15 protein-coding genes and 1 tRNA gene are annotated in these 17,116 nt (G+C 61.3%); 9 read left to right on the top strand and 7 right to left on the bottom strand.

Annotated features, from left to right (window positions below; translation table 11 throughout):
• Positions 1-236: 236 nt before the first annotated feature.
• Positions 237-1,403, bottom strand: coding sequence for a multidrug effflux MFS transporter (locus M2366_RS16350; protein WP_259270177.1), 1,167 nt, complete (start codon positions 1,401-1,403; stop codon positions 237-239).
• A gap of 193 nt (positions 1,404-1,596) precedes the next feature.
• Here M2366_RS16350 and M2366_RS16355 point away from each other — a divergent pair, with 193 nt between their 5' ends.
• The 3 genes from M2366_RS16355 to hemW all read left to right on the top strand — a co-directional run bounded on the left by M2366_RS16355 (position 1,597) and on the right by hemW (position 4,400).
• On the top strand, positions 1,597-2,316 hold the full coding sequence (locus M2366_RS16355) for a metallophosphoesterase (RefSeq protein ID WP_259237333.1): 720 nt from the start codon (positions 1,597-1,599) through the stop codon (positions 2,314-2,316).
• A 200-nt stretch (positions 2,317-2,516) separates the two neighbouring features.
• The gene (gene rdgB, locus M2366_RS16360) at positions 2,517-3,110 is read left to right on the top strand and encodes an RdgB/HAM1 family non-canonical purine NTP pyrophosphatase (protein ID WP_042043006.1); all 594 of its coding nucleotides are present in this window, start codon (positions 2,517-2,519) and stop codon (positions 3,108-3,110) included.
• Positions 3,111-3,254: 144 nt separating this feature from the next.
• On the top strand, positions 3,255-4,400 hold the full coding sequence (gene hemW / locus M2366_RS16365) for a radical SAM family heme chaperone HemW (RefSeq protein WP_042043005.1): 1,146 nt from the start codon (positions 3,255-3,257) through the stop codon (positions 4,398-4,400).
• A 91-nt stretch (positions 4,401-4,491) separates the two neighbouring features.
• Here hemW and M2366_RS16370 read toward each other — a convergent pair whose 3' ends face one another.
• Together M2366_RS16370 and zntR are read right to left on the bottom strand one after the other, a co-directional pair.
• Complete coding sequence (locus tag M2366_RS16370) at positions 4,492-4,731, bottom strand: alternative ribosome-rescue factor A (protein WP_259237335.1); 240 nt, start codon at positions 4,729-4,731, stop codon at positions 4,492-4,494.
• 145 nt (positions 4,732-4,876) lie between these two features.
• Positions 4,877-5,311 carry a Zn(2+)-responsive transcriptional regulator gene (gene zntR, locus M2366_RS16375; RefSeq protein WP_224431213.1) on the bottom strand — a complete coding sequence of 145 codons (435 nt, stop codon included), beginning with the start codon at positions 5,309-5,311 and terminating at the stop codon, positions 4,877-4,879.
• A 464-nt stretch (positions 5,312-5,775) separates the two neighbouring features.
• Here zntR and purH point away from each other — a divergent pair, with 464 nt between their 5' ends.
• Both purH and purD read left to right on the top strand, forming a co-directional pair.
• The gene (purH, locus tag M2366_RS16380; RefSeq protein ID WP_259270178.1) at positions 5,776-7,368 is read left to right on the top strand and encodes a bifunctional phosphoribosylaminoimidazolecarboxamide formyltransferase/IMP cyclohydrolase; all 1,593 of its coding nucleotides are present in this window, start codon (positions 5,776-5,778) and stop codon (positions 7,366-7,368) included.
• Between the two features lie 72 nt (positions 7,369-7,440).
• Entirely contained in the window at positions 7,441-8,730 is a 1,290-nt protein-coding gene (gene purD, locus M2366_RS16385; protein ID WP_259270179.1) for a phosphoribosylamine--glycine ligase, read from the top strand.
• Positions 8,731-8,812: 82 nt separating this feature from the next.
• Here the strand turns inward: purD and M2366_RS16390 are convergent, their stop codons facing one another.
• Together M2366_RS16390 and M2366_RS16395 are read right to left on the bottom strand one after the other, a co-directional pair.
• Positions 8,813-10,021: an MFS transporter gene (locus tag M2366_RS16390; protein ID WP_259270180.1), complete on the bottom strand. Its 1,209-nt coding sequence runs from the start codon at positions 10,019-10,021 to the stop codon at positions 8,813-8,815.
• Between the two features lie 86 nt (positions 10,022-10,107).
• Entirely contained in the window at positions 10,108-10,521 is a 414-nt protein-coding gene (locus tag M2366_RS16395) for a Spy/CpxP family protein refolding chaperone (RefSeq protein WP_259270181.1), read from the bottom strand.
• 290 nt (positions 10,522-10,811) lie between these two features.
• Between M2366_RS16395 and M2366_RS16400 the strand changes: the two genes are divergently transcribed.
• From M2366_RS16400 to M2366_RS16415, 4 genes are all read left to right on the top strand, one after another.
• A complete protein-coding gene (locus M2366_RS16400) occupies positions 10,812-11,180 on the top strand; it encodes a cytochrome b562 (protein ID WP_224431217.1) in 369 nt (122 codons plus the stop codon).
• Complete coding sequence (locus M2366_RS16405; RefSeq protein WP_259270182.1) at positions 11,161-11,709, top strand: cytochrome b/b6 domain-containing protein; 549 nt, start codon at positions 11,161-11,163, stop codon at positions 11,707-11,709. The genes M2366_RS16400 and M2366_RS16405 overlap by 20 nt, the downstream gene beginning before the upstream one ends.
• 289 nt (positions 11,710-11,998) lie before the next feature.
• On the top strand, positions 11,999-14,266 hold the full coding sequence (locus tag M2366_RS16410; protein ID WP_259270183.1) for an alpha amylase C-terminal domain-containing protein: 2,268 nt from the start codon (positions 11,999-12,001) through the stop codon (positions 14,264-14,266).
• Positions 14,267-14,445: 179 nt separating this feature from the next.
• Positions 14,446-14,916, top strand: a complete 471-nt coding sequence (locus tag M2366_RS16415) for a tetratricopeptide repeat protein (RefSeq protein WP_042042996.1) — start codon at positions 14,446-14,448, stop codon at positions 14,914-14,916.
• Between the two features lie 49 nt (positions 14,917-14,965).
• On the opposite strand, the gene M2366_RS16420 is transcribed toward M2366_RS16415, so the two are convergent.
• Positions 14,966-15,042 (bottom strand) — tRNA-Ile (locus tag M2366_RS16420).
• 166 nt (positions 15,043-15,208) lie between these two features.
• A complete protein-coding gene (rpoD, locus tag M2366_RS16425) occupies positions 15,209-17,104 on the bottom strand; it encodes an RNA polymerase sigma factor RpoD (protein ID WP_259270203.1) in 1,896 nt (631 codons plus the stop codon).
• Positions 17,105-17,116: the final 12 nt, after the last annotated feature.

The following is a 17,116-nucleotide window of genomic DNA, read 5'->3' on the forward strand; positions in this document are numbered from 1 at the left end:
TGGATGAAAAAACCTAAACAACCTTGATTATTTGATACAAAACATCAACAAAAAACGATTTTGTGAATGATTAATGCACATTCAGGTCGACCGGCTCCTCTCTCTCGCTACCCTCAACCCCATCATGTGAAGTCTGGAGATCGGACAGCTTCTGACAGGGTGGCGGCTAAATCCGCCTTGAGGACCCGCTATGCAAACGGGGGCCTGAGCCCCCGTCTTGCACATCACCATCACACTCAGGCACTGGCGCAGAGGCTACGCCCATGCCGGGTCAGCAGCATCAGCAGAGGCGGCAACAATAACCACATGTGCAACGCCAGCTGGTTGAGGGGATCCGCAACCAGCGCCCCTGTGATACCTACCAGGGCACCCGCTCCGCTCATCTGGAAGAGCCCAAGCAAGGCAGCGGCCGTGCCAGCACAGTGACCAAAGGGAGCCAGTGCCATGCCGGCGGCGGCCCCCAACACCATGGCAAAGCCGATGCTGGAGAGGAAGACCGGCCCCATCATGGCCAGAGGATGCTGGACATCTTGCACCAGGGTCAGCACCAGTGCAGACAGGCAGATCACCAGCAGCCCCAGGCGCAGGGTACGTCTGGCCCCGACCCAGGCGATGAAGCGGGGTGCCAGGAAACAGGTCGCGATATTGAGCACCGCATTGGCGGCAAACCAGCGGCTGAAGCCATCCATGTCCAGCCCCAGCTTGACCATCAACTGCACAGGCGCCGCGGTGACATAGGCCAGGATCACCGCCATCGCCAACATGCAGAGGCTGGCATTGAACAAGAAGCTGGGAGAGCGCAGTACCGGACTGTAACGAGCCCAGCTGATCAGGGTGCCCTCACTGCGGGTCTCATCGGGGCGGGTCTCCGGCATGCGCCACATCAGCCAGCCACCCACCAGGGCCGCATAACCGGCCATGAACCAGAAGTTGGCAGACCAACCCGCCTGGGCCGTCAGCCAGCCACCGAGCAGAGGGGCCAGCGCCGGGATGAAGCAGATGGCGCCATTGAGGTAGGAGATCATCTGGCCGCTCTTCTTGGGGCCATAGCTGTCACGCACCACGGAGAAGGCGGCAACTGACGTAGCGCAGGCGCCGAAGCCTTGCAGCACCCGGGCCAGCATCAACTCACCCAGGCTGGCGGCAAAGCCGGCGGCCAGGGCGCTCAGGCCATAGAGCACGACACCACACAGGGCGATCGGCTTGCGACCATAACGATCGGCCAGCGGGCCCACCAGCAGTTGGCCCAAGCCCATGCTGAACAGGAACCAGGTGATGGTGCCCTGCATCAGGGTCACCTCGGCCCCCAACTGCTCGGCCATCTGCGGGATTGCGGGCAGATAGATGTCGATGGCCAGGGGGCTGAACAACACCAGGAGCACGAGTAACAGGATCAGGGGCATGACTTACCTCAATACGGACCAGAAAAAGGCCAAAGCTGAACTAGAGTGGGGCGGCAGTCTACTGGCTCAGTGAAATGAACAGAAATGGTATTTACTCACTTATGTTATTCCAAATAGGAAAAAACATCCCCCTTGCCCAGCGTCCCCTGCTGACCGATAGTAACCCAAGCCCCCTTAACCTGCTGGAGGCCTCATGCCCCCCCATATCACTGTCCCGGGTCGCACCCTGATCGTCGGCGATCTCCATGGTTGCCTGGGGCAGCTGCAGGCGGCCCTGGCCCGGCTCGCCTTCGATCCGGCGGCAGGAGACAGACTCTGCTCCGTGGGGGATCTCATCGACCGAGGGCCGGATAGCCCAGGTTGTCTGGCCCTGCTCGACCAGCCCTGGTTTCATGCCGTACTCGGCAACCATGAGGCCATGCTGCTCGACGCCCTCACCCCTGAGGGGCTAGTCGGTGCTGGTCGCACCAGACACCACGCCCAGGAGCGGGCTCGCTGGCGCCGCAATGGCGGCGACTGGTTTGATGAGTTGAGCCCCGCCGCCCAAGACGAGATAAGGGGGCGGCTGCCGCAGTTGGCCCGATTGCCCCTGGCGCTGACCCTCACCACGGCCCTGGGGCGGCGCATTGGCCTGGTCCATGCCGATCCCGTCAGCCATGACTGGGCCAAGCTCGATGCGACCTTTATGACCCGCCACCGGCGAGACATGCTGTGGGAGCGCAGTCGCCTCCAACGTTTGCAGCGCGATCTCAACCAGCCGCCACAGTGGATAGCCAATGTCAGTCTGGTGGTGATGGGCCATACCCCGCTTGAGCATGGCTGGCTGCGTCATGGCAACCTCTGCTGGATAGACACCGGCGCCGTCTATGGCGGTGAGCTCACCCTGCTAGAACCCGATACCCTGACGCTGTAGCTGACCTCCTCGATGGCCCCCGGCCCCTTGCCTGGACTCCCATCGGGCATAGGTGATCCGCTCATGGCGCCACTTCCTACCCCCTCTCCCTCCCATCTTGCTCCTTCTTTGCAGCCAGGCGGCGCAAACTCGGTAATTGCCGCTTTGACTGGCGAGGTCCTGCCCGTAGAATGCGCAGGTTATTTTTGCGGAGGTGTACGATGAACAAGCTTGTCCTGGCAACAGGGAATCAGAAGAAGGTCAAGGAATTGGCCGCCATGTTGGCCGATATGAAGATCCAGGTGATCCCCCAGAGCGAGTTTGCCGTGCCAGATGCCGATGAGACCGGCACCACCTTCGTCGAAAACGCCATCATCAAGGCCCGTCATGCCGCTCGCCTCACCGGCTTGCCAGCCGTGGCCGATGACTCAGGCCTGGAAGTGGATCTGTTGCATGGACGCCCCGGCGTCTACTCGGCCCGCTTCGCAGGGGCAGGAGCCAGCGACAGAGCCAATCTGGACAAGCTGTTGGCGGAACTCAACGGTGCCCCCGACTACCTCAAGAGCGCTCGCTTCTGGTGCGTGCTGGTCTATATGCGCCACGCCGATGACCCGACCCCCATCATCTGCCAGGCAAGCTGGGAGGGCCTCATCATTGATGCCCCCCGTGGTGAACACGGCTTTGGCTATGACCCCGTCTTCTTCGTGCCGGATCACGATTGCACCGCCGCCCAGATGCCAAGCGAGCTCAAGAACCAGCTCAGCCATCGTGGTCAGGCGCTCGCCAAGCTCAAAGCTGCCCTCGCCGCACACTGATGCCAGCTGTGTCATGGTCGATACGGGGGCCCAGGCCCCCGTTTCATTGCCCGGCTCGCGTCATTCGCACTGCCAACGCCCCCTTGTCCCCCACCCTGTCTTACACTGGGGCTCAGGCCCCTCACTGGATCCCTGGATAATCCCATGCTGCAACTGCCGCCCCTCTCCCTCTATATTCATGTGCCCTGGTGCGTCCAGAAGTGCCCCTATTGCGACTTCAACTCCCACGCCCAGAAGGGTGAGCTGCCCCACATGGAATATGTGGCCGCCCTGCTCGAGGATCTGGATGGGGAGCTGAAGTGGGCCCAGGGCCGGGCGCTGCACTCCATCTTCATCGGTGGCGGCACCCCCAGCCTGCTCTCCGTCGAGGCGATGCACGCCTTGCTGGACGGGGTCCGGGCACGGATTGTGCTGATGGAAAACTGCGAGATCACCATGGAGGCCAACCCGGGCACCGTCGAGGCGGACAAATTCGCGGGTTTCAAGCAGGCTGGCATCAACCGCATCTCCATCGGGGTGCAGAGTTTCCAGCAGGAGAAGCTGACCCGTCTCGGCCGCATTCATGGCCCGGAGGAGGCCCGCAAGGCCGCCGCCCTGGCTCATGCCATCGCGCTGCCCACCTTCAATCTGGACTTGATGCACGGCCTGCCGGATCAGAGCCTGGACGACGCCCTCTATGACGTGCAGCAGGCCATCGACTGCGCGCCGCCGCATCTCTCCTGGTATCAGCTCACCATAGAGCCGAACACGGCCTTCGCCTCCAAGCCGCCGACCCTGCCCGATGACGACATCCTCTGGGACATCTACGAACGGGGCCATGCACTGCTCACCGCCCAGGGTTACCGCCAGTACGAGATCTCGGCTTACGCCAAGGAGGGTTACCAGTGCCACCACAATCTCAACTACTGGCGGTTTGGCGACTATCTGGGCATCGGCTGTGGCGCCCACGGCAAGGTGACCGATCTCGTGGGGCAAAGAGTGCTGCGCAGTGCCAAGGTCAAGCATCCCAAGGGGTATCTTGATCCGGCGCGGGACTACCTCGACAGCCAGTGGCAGGTCGAGGCGGCCGATCTGCCCCTCGAATACTTCATGAACCGCTTCCGTCTGTTCGAACCCGTGCCCAAGTGGGAGTTCGAGGCCTATACCGGCCTGCCCCTTGAGCGGGTTGAGACCATGCTCGACATCGCCCACAGCAAGGAGCTGATCGATGACCATGGGGATCACTGGCAGCTGACGGCGCTGGGTCACCGCTATCTCAATGTGTTGCTCGAACTATTTATGGACGAGTAGCCACCGGGATGGGCTGATGCCATCTGGTCAGCACCAAAGAGAAGGGCGCCTCGGCGCCCTTCTCTTATCCCATTCATCGGTAGAAACCCGCTCAGCAGCAGACGCGCATCATCCGCTGTTGGCCGGGCTCCCACCGCTTGCCATATTTGGCCTTGCGCTGGTAACTGCCTTTGCCTTTCTTGTTTTGCTCGACCCGGGCCCGAAACAGCGGATCCCCGAGCAGCGCCTGCAAGTGGTTATCTTTGATCTCGCCACGCTGATGGGCATAGTGCCCACCGCCACCTGACTGCTCCGTTTCCACGTTGAGCAGTTTTCCTCTCTCATTGGCCATCTTTGGCTCCTTCATTACCTCTTGGGAATCGCGAGTGTGAGCTTGGCCCTCCCTCATCGCCATAGGGAGGCAAGGGGGCGCCCGCTCAAAAACCCGGCAATCTTGTCATCAAACAGTGTGCGGCGCCACTCCTTGGGCCTTTTCGTCAATCGTGGGCATGATGTTCATGCTGACCCGCGGCGCCGGACTCGAGCACCTCCAGGATGGCGCAATGCTCGGCGGAACGGGCCCCGCCGCAGCAGATCTCCGACAGCTCGCTGAGATTGCGGCGAAAACGCATCAGCTCGGCGATTTTCTCCTCCACCTGGGCGAGTTTGGCATCGGCCACCGCCTTGACCTCCTGACAGGTCACCTCGGCCTTGTGGGTATCAAGATCGAGCAGCTCACCAATCTCCGCCAGGGAGAAGCCAACCGACTTGGCGCGGATGATAAACTCCAGCCGCCGTCTGTCTTGCTCACTGTAGAGCCGATAGCCTGACTCGTTGCGGATGCTGGGTGCTATCAGACCACTCTTCTCGTAAAACCTCAGGGTATCCGCCTTGACCTTGCAGGCCTTGGCCAACTCTCCAATCCGGTACATTCATCCTCCTTCTGCCCAACCATCAGCGGCCTGCGCCCTTGAGCCAGGCTCAGCAAGCAAAGCCATTTGACACCAAATATCGCTACTATCCCGCCTTTGTCCCGCAATTGCCAGCCAAGGCCCGAAAAGCCACGCCAGCGCCCCGACAGACAGCCCTTCCTGGCCTAAACCACTCAAATCACAAACGTTTGCCATCCCGACAGCGGAAAACGTTTAGCCCCTTGCCACATAAGGGGTTGCTGAAATAAAAAATCCACCATGGCTCACAATTTTTGTGTAGAATACGCGCCCACAAGAGAGCATCGCACCAAGCGGGCATTTCCTAAAACACTCTTGGCCAAGATGGCCCCAAAGAGTGATTTGCGAAATACCCCCACATCCATTTATTTGGGGACGCTCTGTGTCATCTTGCGCTTATCGCCTGCCTGCCATGGAAGTCCCCGCACCCTGAGGACGATAGAGTGATGGAACAAGCCAGGCCCATTCGCCGCGCACTGCTGAGTGTTTCTGACAAGACCGGCATATTGGAATTTGCCAAGGCACTCAACGAGCGTGGTGTGGCGCTGCTCTCGACGGGCGGTACTGCCAAGCTGCTGGCCGAGGCTGGCCTGCCGGTGACTGAAGTGTCCGACTATACCGGCTTCCCCGAGATGATGGATGGCCGGGTCAAGACCCTGCATCCCAAGGTGCATGGCGGCGTGCTCGGCCGTCGCGGCCAGGATGAGGCCATCATGGCCCAGCACGGCATCTCCCCCATCGACATGGTTGTCGTCAACCTCTATCCCTTCGCCGCCACCGTCGCCAAGTCCGGTTGCACCCTCGCCGATGCGGTCGAAAACATCGACATCGGTGGCCCGACCATGGTGCGCTCCGCCGCCAAGAACCACAAAGATGTCACCATCGTCGTCAAGGCCGCCGACTATGGCCGGGTGATCGCCGAGATGGATGGCAACGACAACAGCCTGACCCTCGCCACCCGCTTCGATCTCGCCATTGCCGCCTTCGAGCACACCGCCGCCTACGATGGCATGATTGCCAACTACTTCGGCACCCTGGTGCCCAGCTACGGCGACAACAAGGAGGGCGACGCTGAGTCCCAGTTCCCGCGCACCTTCAATGCTCAGTTCATCAAGAAGCAGGATATGCGCTACGGCGAAAACAGCCATCAGGCTGCCGCCTTCTACGCCGAAGAGCAGGCCGCCCCCGGTTCAGTGGCCAGCGCCATTCAACTGCAAGGCAAGGCGCTCTCCTACAACAACATCGCCGATACCGATGCGGCCCTGGAGTGCGTGAAGGAGTTCCCGGAGCCCGCCTGCGTCATCGTCAAGCATGCCAACCCCTGCGGCGTCGCCATCGGTGACGACCTGTTCGCTGCCTACGATCGCGCCTACCAGACCGATCCCACCTCCGCCTTTGGCGGCATCATCGCCTTCAACCGCGAGCTGGATGGCGCCACCGCCGCCGCCATCGTCGCCCGCCAGTTTGTGGAAGTGATCATCGCCCCCAGCATCAGCGAGGAAGCCCGCACCGCCGTGGCCGCCAAGCAAAATGTGCGCCTGCTCGAGTGTGGCCAGTGGGCCGCTGCCGCTCAGGGGTTCGATCTCAAGCGTGTCAACGGCGGCCTGCTGGTGCAAGAGCGCGACCATGGCATGGTGAGCCTGGGTGACCTGACCGTGGTCAGCAAGCGCCAACCGACCGAGGCTGAGCTCAAAGACCTGCTGTTCTGCTGGAAGGTGGCCAAGTTCGTCAAATCCAACGCCATCGTCTACGCCAAAGCTGGCCAGACCATAGGGGTCGGTGCAGGCCAGATGAGCCGGGTCTACTCCGCCAAGATAGCTGGCATCAAGGCCGAGGATGAAGGGCTGGTGGTGGCGGGGTCCGTCATGGCTTCCGATGCCTTCTTCCCGTTCCGCGATGGCATCGATGCCGCCGCCGCCGCCGGCATCGCCTGCGTCATTCAGCCGGGTGGTTCCATGCGCGACAACGAGGTGATAGCCGCCGCCGACGAACATGGCATGTGCATGGTGTTCACCGGCATGCGCCACTTCCGCCACTGATCATTCATTGAGGGCTGCCCAGGCAGCCCTCTTCAGATCCGTAATCGTTATTCCTATGGGAGAGCCCAGACGATGAAAGTATTGATAATTGGTAACGGCGGTCGTGAACACGCCCTGGCCTGGAAGGCCAAACAGTCCCCGCGGGTCACTCAGGTGTTCGTGGCGCCGGGCAATGCCGGCACCCAGCTTGAGCCCGGTATCGAGAACGTCGCCATCGAGGCCACCGACATCCCCGCCTTGCTGGCCTTTGCCAAGGAGCAGCAGATTGGGCTGACCATAGTGGGTCCGGAGGCCCCCCTGGTGAAGGGGGTGGTGGATGCATTTCGTGCCGAGGGTCAGACCATCTTCGGCCCGACCGCTGCCGCCGCCCAGCTCGAAGGCTCCAAGGCCTTCACCAAGGACTTCCTGGCTCGTCACCAGATCCCGACTGCCGCCTACCAGAACTTCACCGAAGTGGAACCCGCCCTCGCGTATCTGCGCGCCCAGGGCGCTCCTATCGTCATCAAGGCCGATGGCCTGGCTGCCGGCAAAGGGGTGATAGTGGCCATGACCCTGCAAGAGGCCGAAGACGCGGTGCAGGACATGCTCTCCGGCAATGCCTTCGGTGACGCTGGCGCCCGGGTGGTGATCGAGGAGTTCCTCACCGGTGAAGAGGCCAGCTTCATCGTCATGGTCGATGGTGAGCAGGTGCTGCCCATGGCCACCAGTCAGGATCACAAGCGGGTCGGCGACAAGGACACCGGCCCCAACACCGGTGGCATGGGGGCTTATTCCCCCGCCCCCGTGGTCACGGATCTCGTGCACCAGCGTGCCATGGAGCAGGTGATCATGCCGACCGTGCGTGGCATGGCCGCAGAAGGCAATCGCTACTCAGGCTTCCTCTATGCGGGCCTGATGATTGACCCCCAGGGCAATCCCAAGGTGATCGAGTTCAACTGCCGCTTCGGCGACCCCGAGACCCAACCCATCATGCTGCGCATGCAGTCCGACCTGGTTGAGCTCTGCCTGGCCGCCTGCCATGGGGAGCTGGAGGGTAAAGAGGCCCGTTATGATACCCGCGCGGCCATCGGTGTGGTGCTGGCCGCTGGCGGCTATCCCGGTGACTACGCCAGGGACTTGCCCATCAGCGGATTGCCGAACGAAGAGTGCGCCGGTGAGAAACTGTTCCACGGCGGCACCCGCTTTGCAGGCGATACCGTGGTCACCAGCGGTGGCCGGGTACTCTGCGCCACGGCGCTGGGTCAGACGGTGGCCGAGGCTCAGGCCCGCGCCTACCAGCTGGCCGATCGGGTCAAGTGGCAAGGGGTCTTCTGCCGCCGGGACATCGGCTGGCGCGCCATAGAGCGCGAGCAAGGGAAGTGAATCCCTAGGTGTGGGCAATCGCGCCCCCGCCACGAAAAAGGGCCCCTCGGGGCCCTTTTTATTGCGCTGCATTCCCGCAGGATCAATGCCGCCTCGGGGTTTTTCCCCGGTTCAGACAGGCCAGCGCACTGAGCGCCAGGGCCAGGGCCGCGCCGCCATAAAGCCAGGCTCCGGGCAGCATGGGTACCAGCCAACCGGCGAGCAAGGGGCCCAGTCCTGCGCCCATGTCACGCCAGACCGCGTTGCTGGCCAGGGCCTGGATCCGTTGCTGTGGATAACGGGCCGCCACTATGGTGGCCACCAGAGGCAGTTGCACCGCCCGCAGCAGCAAGACCAGGCCGGCACCGACCACGAACCAGTCCAGGCCAAACAACAACAGCGCACAGGAAGCCAGCAGCGAGCTGCCTACCAGCAGGGGCAGGGCGCCCCATCGCTCGGCGAGATGCCCTCCCAGCGGGCTGAATGCTATCTCGCTCAGGTAGCGCACCGCCATCAGACAGCCGACCACCAGAATGGCGCCGCCGCTCAGCTGGGATTGGGCCAGCAGGGAGAGGCCGAAGATGAAGAGGCCATCCAGGGTCAGTCCCTCGATAAAGGACCAGACCGCCACGCTGTCCGGGGCGCGCAGCCGCCGTTTGCCATCGAACGTCAAGGGGTGAGGGCGCTCGGGCAGACCCCGGGCCCAGACAAGGCCAATCAGGGCGGCAAGGGCCATCAGCAAGAAGACGGGCCTGGGGCCATAGCATTGCGCCAACCAGGCTCCCAGAGGCAGGGCCAGGACCGGGCCTGCCGAGATGAGCGCCCGGGAGCGACCACTGCGTCGCGCCGCCCCCTGCATTTCGCTGGTCGCCAGAGATTGAGTGGAGAGATTGAAGGTGGCAAAACTCAGCCCCCACAGCAATCTGAGTCCAAGCAGGGCCCAGAAACCTGAGAGCAAGGTGTAACCAAGGGCGCAGAGCAGGGCACTCAAGGCGGCCAGGGTGCAGCAGAACCTGTCTCCCCGCTGGCCATAGAAACGCACCACGTTGCCATAGCCCAGAATGCGGATCAGCCTGTTGGCTGCCAGCAGGATGCCCGCCTCCAGCAAGCTGATGCCAAACAACTCGGCATGCATGGGCAGCAACAGATAGAGCAGGGTATCCCCGGGCAGGCAGAGCGCCAGCACGAGGGCGGCTCGCTTGGATTCTCGATCGGCAGCCAGGACGGCGCCCTCTCCATTGACCTGCATGTCCCACCCCGGCTCGACTTCGTTGTCCGGCAGGATAAAGCGTTGCGAAGAAAAGGCAACCACCCCCAGGCCGCAGGAGCCACCAAAGCAAAGAGCCTCGGCTGCCCATGGCGGCCGAGGCTCTTCCATCAATCAAACCGGGCTGAGGATCAGTGCGGCGCGGAGTCCAGCATCTCGGCCAGTTTGACCTTCTGATCCGCGGTCAGCACTTTACTGATCTCGTAGATCTTCTTGGTGCGATAGTAACGCACCTCCTGCTGCACCTTGCCCACCTCGGCCAGTTCGCGACGGATGGCCCCATCGTCCCAGGTGCCATGTTTGATGGCGCCCTGCAGCGCCTGATTACTGAGTTTGCTCTGATCGATACCCGCAATCTGCTGGTCGCTCTCGGCGCGGATGGCCTTGATCTTGCTGACCTGATCCGGCGTCAGCTCCAGGGTCTTGACGATCATGTCTTCGATGGAGCCATGATTGACCGGGCCCGGCGCCTGGGCCATGGCGGAACCTGCAAACACCAGAGACAGAGAAAGGGCAATCGCGCTAAGGGAATGGGTAATTTTCATGAATGATTCGCTCACAAGGGTAAAGGTACCTGCTATCTATAGCGCGGATCGCGCCGGGAAACGTAAACCCTGGCTGAATGGCCCGCCATTCTCTTTCCCGCGCCCCCCCCCTTCCCGACCAATGAGATAGCCAAGAGCACGAGCCACCCAGGGTTGGGGCAAGGTTAATGCCCTGTCACCTTTTGTCACAAAAAAACCAACTATTCACAAACAGTTCACTGTCCCTCATGGCATCATGCAGGGTAAGAACTCAAACTAGGGTTCATTTGCAACCAACTTAAGGAGATCCCATGTTGAAAACTGCTCGCCTGCTACCACTGATGTTTGGTCTGATCGCCCTGCCCGCCCTGGCCGGTGATCTGGAGCAGCCGATGAAGAAGATGGGCTTCAACTACAAGCAGGCAACCAAGGCGAGCGATCCCGCCGCCATGGAAAAATACATCACCCAGATGCGCAGTGAGATCGATGACGCCAAGACGCGCAAGATGCCAACCGCCAAGCAGGAGAAGTTCCTCGAGGGCCTCAACGAGGTACAGGGCGAGCTGGATGCCAGTCTGGCCGCTCTCAAGGCGGGTGATGAGGCCAAGGCCCGTGAGCACCTGGCCAAGGTCAATGACCTGAAGAAGGAGTACCACCAATATGCCAAGCAGAAAGGCTGATCCTTTTCGCTGGGACATCCTGGTACGCCTGACGCACTGGAGCCTGGCCGCCGCCTGTGTCGCCAACCTCTGGCTCAATGAAACGGGGGAGGAGTGGCATGAGTGGCTGGGCTACCTCGCCATGTCGGTCATCGGCTTGCGCCTGCTATGGGGACTGACCCTGGCCAAGGGCTATGCCCGCTTGGCCGCCCTGATCCCCAGCGGGGAGGATTTTCGCCTGCAGGCCAGAGAGATGAGCGAGCGCGCCCCCGCCTCCCCCGGTCATCATGGCAGCGGCAAGCTGGCCGTCTGGGCCATCTGGTTCACCGTGCTTGCCACCGGCTTCACCGGCTGGTTTCAGAACACCGAGCTGGGGTTCGACTGGGGCGCCGATGAGTGGCACACCTGGTGTACCTGGGCATTGCAGGGGCTGATCGCTCTGCATCTGGGCGCCATCGTCTATACCTCCTGGCGTCAGCGCAGCAACCTGATCGGTCGCATGTTGCCCCGGCGCCGGCAACCTCAGCGCCAGCAGGAGCCTCACTCCTGAAGCAGACGGGCACCAGGGTGCCCCTCTTCCTTTCCCTGCTCATCCGCCCGCAGGAGCGCCTCTCTCCGGCGGCTACAACTGCTTTAGCCCTTCATCGGCCAGGACGCATCCCCCTCTTGCCCCCCTGCCATGAAAGCATTTTCATTCACAATTCTTAATTAATCTCTGCTGTTCGATTTTCAATTACCTCGATTTCATCAATGCTACTGAGCCGAACGAGGTAGTTTGCGGTCCGTTCGATATCAAAAGACAGTGACACGTCAATAACAAGATCGAAGGGAAAATCGTCATGCACAACACAGTGTTTCGAACCGCCATGCTCGCCGCGGTGCTGGGCTCATTCAGCCACACAGCCGCCGCCGAAGGGGTCATGGTCCACCTGTTCCAATGGAAGTTCAACGACATCGCCAACGAGTGCGAGACAGTGCTCGGTCCCAAGGGATTCGGCGGCGTCCAGATCACGCCACCCGCCGAGCACAAGCAGGGGAGCCAGGTCTGGTGGACCGTCTACCAGCCCGTCAGCTTCAAGAACTTCAACAGCTTCGGCGGCAGCGAGGCGGAGCTCAGGAGCATGATCACCCGCTGCAATGCGGCCGGGGTCAAGGTCTATGCCGACGCCGTCTTCAACCAGCTGGCCTCGGGCACCGGAACAGCCACCGGCGGCGGCAGCTACAACTCGGGGCAATATCAGTATCCCCAGTTCGGCTACAACGACTTCCACCACAGCGGTGACATCACCAACTACGGCGACAGCAACAACGTCTGGAACGGCGCCCTCTACGGCATGCCGGATCTCAATACCGGCTCTCCCTACGTGCAGGATCAGATAGCCAGCTACATGAAGACCCTGCTGGGTTGGGGCGTGGCGGGCTTTCGCATCGATGCGGCCAAGCACATGGCCCCCGGCGAGGTGAAGGCCATACTCGACAAGGCGGGCAGCCCCAAAGCCTATCTGGAGGTGATAGGTGCAGGCGGGGAATCGGCGGACATCCAGCCGGGTCGCTACACCTACATAGACACAGTCACCGACTTCAAATACGGCACGGATCTCGCCGCCAACTTCAACGGCCAGATCAAGAACCTCAAGACCCTCGGCGAGAGCTGGGGCCTGCTCCCCTCCAACAAGGCCTTCGTCTTCGTGGTCAACCACGACCGCGAGCGCGGCCACGGCGGCGGCGGCATGCTCACCTTCATGAGCGGTGCCCGCTATGAGCTGGCCAACACTTTCATGATGGCCTGGCCCTATGGCTGGAAGCAGGTGATGTCGGGCTACCGCTTCGAGAACATGGGCACCTATGAAACCGACAAGGGGGCGCCGGGCAGCACGCCCTGCACCGATGGCCAGTGGAACTGCGAGCAGCGCCGGCCAACCATCATGAACATGGCCCTGTTCCACAACAGCACCGAGGGGCAAGCTGTCAGTCACTGGTGGGATAACGGCAACAACCAGATAGCCTTCGGTCGGGGAGACAAGGGTTTCGTCGCCATCAACAACGAGAGCGGCAGCCTGGTGGCCTCGGTGCAGACCGGCCTGCCGGCGGGCGAGTACTGCAACCTCCTGGGTGGCAATGACTACTGCAGCGGGGGCTATGTCACCGTCGACGGCAGCGGCAAGGCCAGCCTGAACGTGCCGGCCATGAAGGCCGCCGCCATCATCGCCGGCTGCACCAAGGCCAGCCCCTGCGGCGGCACCGCCCTGCCTGGCAACAAGTTCAGCAGCATGAACCTGCGCGGCACCCACAACGCCTGGGGCAACACCCCTATGACAGTCGATGCCAACCGCGTCTGGTCCGCCACCCTGACCCTGAGCGGCAGCGGTGACGCCACCGGTGCCCAGCGCTTCAAGTTCGACGTCTTCGGCAACTGGACAGAGAACTACGGCGACAATGAAGGGGACGGCATCGCCGACAAGGGCAGCAGCAAGGATATCCTGGTCAGCGGGGCGGGCAGCTACCGCATCACCCTGAGCGAAGGCGACCTGCGTTATACGGTCACCTCCCAGGCCAGCAACCAGGCACCGGTCGCCGTCCTCTCGCCCAAGACCCCCAGCATCAAGGCGGGGGAGAGCGTGGTGTTCGATGGCTCCGCCTCTCGCGACGATGAGGGCGTGGCAAGCTATAGCTGGTCCAGCGGCGGCAGCGCCCCCACTGAGACGGTCCAGTTCGATATTCCGGGCACCCATACCATCACCCTGACCGTCACCGATACCGAAGGGCTGACTTCCAGCGCCAGCGCCACCGTGACCGTCACTGACGGCAACGGTGCCTACAACAGCGTGCTGCCGACCCTGCAGTTCCGTGGTACGCCCAACGGTTGGGGATCGCAGGCCATGACGTTGGTCGCCGACAACCTGTGGGAAGCGCAAGTCAGTTTCGACGGCCAGGCAAACCAGCGCTTCAAGTTCGACGTCAAGGGTGACTGGACCCAGAACTACGGCGACACCAACAAGGATGGTGTGGCCGAGCAGGGTGGTGCCGACATCTTCACCCCGGTCAGCGGCCAGTACCGTGTGCGCTTCAACGATCAGACCCTGACCTACAGCCTGAGCGCCCAGTAAGCCGCAGAGGGAGGATGCCCCTATGACCCTCGGGCATTCCCATGGCCTCCTGCCCACAGGGCAGGAGGCCTTTCATGGGGCCAAGCACCATCACTCTTCTCTCCTCAGCCAGACGGCCACCGTTCCCTGTTTGCCGACCGGCAGGCATACTGCCTGTACATCCCCATGCAGGAGCGCATATGAAACTATTGGAAGCCCTCAGGGTCGAGGGGCGGATCGAAGAAGCTCGCCAGCACGGCCTGTTGCAACTCATCGAGCACCCGCTACACGCCGAGCTGCATTATGAAGTGGCCAGCCTGCACGACATGCTCGGGCGCGAGGCCCAGGCCATACATCTCTATCAGCAGGCCATCACCTTAGGACTCGCTGGATCTTCCCTGCGTGGTGCCCTGCTGGGGCTCGGCAGCTCATATCGCAGCCTGGGTCAGCATGAGGCGGCCCTGGTCACCCTGGAGCAGGGCTTGGCACTGTTTCCCCAGGCGAGCGAGTTCACGGCCTTTCGCGCCATGGTCCATTACAACCAGGGGCGTCATAAAGAGGCTTGCGAGGCACTGCTCGGTCTGCTTGCACAGAGTACTGCGGACCCTTCACTGACCCCGTACAAGGGCGCCATGGCGCTCTATGCCGAGGATCTGGACAGGCGTTGGTGAGAGGCTAGAAACGACAAAGCCGCTCAACATGAGCGGCTTTGTCTGAATTTGGTGGCCCCTCCCAGACTTGAACTGGGGACCTGACGATTATGAGTCGTATGCTCTAACCAACTGAGCTAAGGGGCCATGGGTATTGCTTTGCGGCGTGGATTATAGGGGATGAAAAAGTCCTAGTCCATAGCCAGATCAATCACTTGGCGACATTTTGTCCAATCTGGCCGCAAGTTCGTGATCCCTTTGGCATAAATAAAACAAAGCCCCGCATGGCGGGGCTTTGTCAGCAAGCGAGTCGTTACTCGTCGAGGAAACTGCGCAGCACTTCCGAGCGGCTCGGGTGACGCAGTTTGCGCAGAGCCTTGGCTTCGATCTGACGAATACGCTCGCGGGTGACGTCGAACTGCTTGCCGACCTCCTCCAACGTGTGATCCGTATTCATATCGATACCAAACCGCATCCGCAGCACCTTGGCTTCCCGGGCGGTCAGACCGGCCAGCACTTCGCGGGTCGCGTTGCGCAGGCTCTCGCTGGTGGCCGCATCGGCCGGCAGGGCCAGGGTGGTATCCTCGATGAAGTCGCCCAGGTGGGAGTCTTCATCATCACCAATGGGCGTCTCCATGGAGATAGGCTCCTTGGCGATCTTGAGCACCTTGCGGATCTTGTCTTCCGGCATGCCCATGCGCATGGCCAGCTCTTCCGGATTGGGCTCGCGACCCATCTCCTGCAACATCTGACGAGAGATGCGATTGAGCTTGTTGATGGTCTCGATCATGTGCACCGGGATACGGATGGTACGGGCCTGATCCGCGATGGAGCGGGTAATGGCCTGACGGATCCACCAGGTAGCATAGGTCGAGAACTTGTAGCCACGACGGTACTCAAACTTGTCTACCGCTTTCATCAGACCGATGTTGCCCTCCTGGATCAGATCCAGGAACTGCAAGCCACGGTTGGTGTACTTCTTGGCGATAGAGATAACCAGACGCAAGTTGGCCTCAACCATCTCTTTCTTGGCACGGCGGGCCTTGGCCTCACCGATGCTCATGCGACGGTTGATGTCCTTGATCTGGGCGATGGACAGACCCGTCTCGACTTCGATCTGTTGCAGCTTGCCGATGGCACGCAGCACGTCTTCATCCATCTCGACCAAGCGGGGCGACCAGGCTTTACCGGCTTGCTTCTGGTATTCGAACCAGGCGGTATCGCACTCATTGTTGGTGAAGGCCGCGACGAAGGTCTTCTTCGGCATCTTGGCCTGCTCAACGCAGAGTTTCAGGATGATCCGCTCCTGGATCCGCACCCGTTCCATCATCTCGCGCATGTTGTTGACCAAGCGGTCGAACTGCTTGGGCATCAGGCGGAACTGACGGAATACGTCGGCCAGCTGCGCTATGGCAGCCTGGGTGTCGTCGTGGGCACGGCCATTGTTCTGGATAGAGAGGCGGGTGACTTCGTACTGGGCACGCAGCTCACCAAACTTCTCGCGAGCGACTTCAGGATCAGGACCTGTGTCCGCCTCATCGTCCGAGCTGTCGCCGTCTTCATCTTCGTCTTCATCTTCGTCTTCATCTTCGTCAGCGAGATCGTCTTCGCTGAGTTCGGAGCCAATATGGGTCGCTGTTGGCGCCACATCATCGGCTTCGTTAGGGTCGATGAAACCCGAAATGATGTCGGACAGGCGCAGCTGTTCGGCTTCAAATTTATCGTACTGTTCAAGCAGATAGGTGATGGCTTCCGGGTACTCGGCGACTGAGCTCTGTACCTGATTGATACCGTCCTCGATCCGTTTGGCGATGTCGATTTCGCCTTCACGGGTCAGCAGCTCGACGGTACCCATCTCCCGCATATACATGCGGACAGGGTCGGTTGTGCGACCAATTTCAGATTCAACAGAGGCCAGTGCTTGGGCCGCTGCTTCGGCAGCGTCTTCGTCGGCGGTACCGCCTTCGGCCATGATAAGGTCATCGGCATCCGGTGCGTTTTCCACTACCTGGATACCCATATCGTTGATCATCTGAATGATGTCTTCGATCTGATCAGAGTCAACGATCTCTTGCGGGAGGTGATCGTTCACCTCGGCATAAGTCAGGTAGCCCTGTTCTTTACCTTTGGCAACGAGGAGTTTAAGCTGAGACTGCGGGGTTTGCTCCATAGAACTCATCCGGTTGGTGTTGCTAGGTTGCGCGAGCAATGCGCTGGTGCG

The organism is Aeromonas sp. BIGb0405, from assembly GCF_024807335.1.
Classification (GTDB): Bacteria; Pseudomonadota; Gammaproteobacteria; order Enterobacterales; family Aeromonadaceae; genus Aeromonas; species Aeromonas rivuli.

Coding starts and splice junctions, on each gene's coding strand:
- M2366_RS16410 (WP_259270183.1), top strand. CDS start 11,999: ATGCACAACACAGTGTTTCGAACCGCCATGCTCGCCGCGGTGCTGGGC.
- purH (WP_259270178.1), top strand. CDS start 5,776: ATGGAACAAGCCAGGCCCATTCGCCGCGCACTGCTGAGTGTTTCTGAC.
- rdgB (WP_042043006.1), top strand. CDS start 2,517: ATGAACAAGCTTGTCCTGGCAACAGGGAATCAGAAGAAGGTCAAGGAA.
- M2366_RS16350 (WP_259270177.1), bottom strand. CDS start 1,403: ATGCCCCTGATCCTGTTACTCGTGCTCCTGGTGTTGTTCAGCCCCCTG.
- zntR (WP_224431213.1), bottom strand. CDS start 5,311: ATGTACCGGATTGGAGAGTTGGCCAAGGCCTGCAAGGTCAAGGCGGAT.
- M2366_RS16405 (WP_259270182.1), top strand. CDS start 11,161: ATGCCAAGCAGAAAGGCTGATCCTTTTCGCTGGGACATCCTGGTACGC.
- M2366_RS16355 (WP_259237333.1), top strand. CDS start 1,597: ATGCCCCCCCATATCACTGTCCCGGGTCGCACCCTGATCGTCGGCGAT.
- hemW (WP_042043005.1), top strand. CDS start 3,255: ATGCTGCAACTGCCGCCCCTCTCCCTCTATATTCATGTGCCCTGGTGC.
- purD (WP_259270179.1), top strand. CDS start 7,441: ATGAAAGTATTGATAATTGGTAACGGCGGTCGTGAACACGCCCTGGCC.
- M2366_RS16415 (WP_042042996.1), top strand. CDS start 14,446: ATGAAACTATTGGAAGCCCTCAGGGTCGAGGGGCGGATCGAAGAAGCT.
- M2366_RS16370 (WP_259237335.1), bottom strand. CDS start 4,731: ATGGCCAATGAGAGAGGAAAACTGCTCAACGTGGAAACGGAGCAGTCA.
- M2366_RS16395 (WP_259270181.1), bottom strand. CDS start 10,521: ATGAAAATTACCCATTCCCTTAGCGCGATTGCCCTTTCTCTGTCTCTG.
- M2366_RS16400 (WP_224431217.1), top strand. CDS start 10,812: ATGTTGAAAACTGCTCGCCTGCTACCACTGATGTTTGGTCTGATCGCC.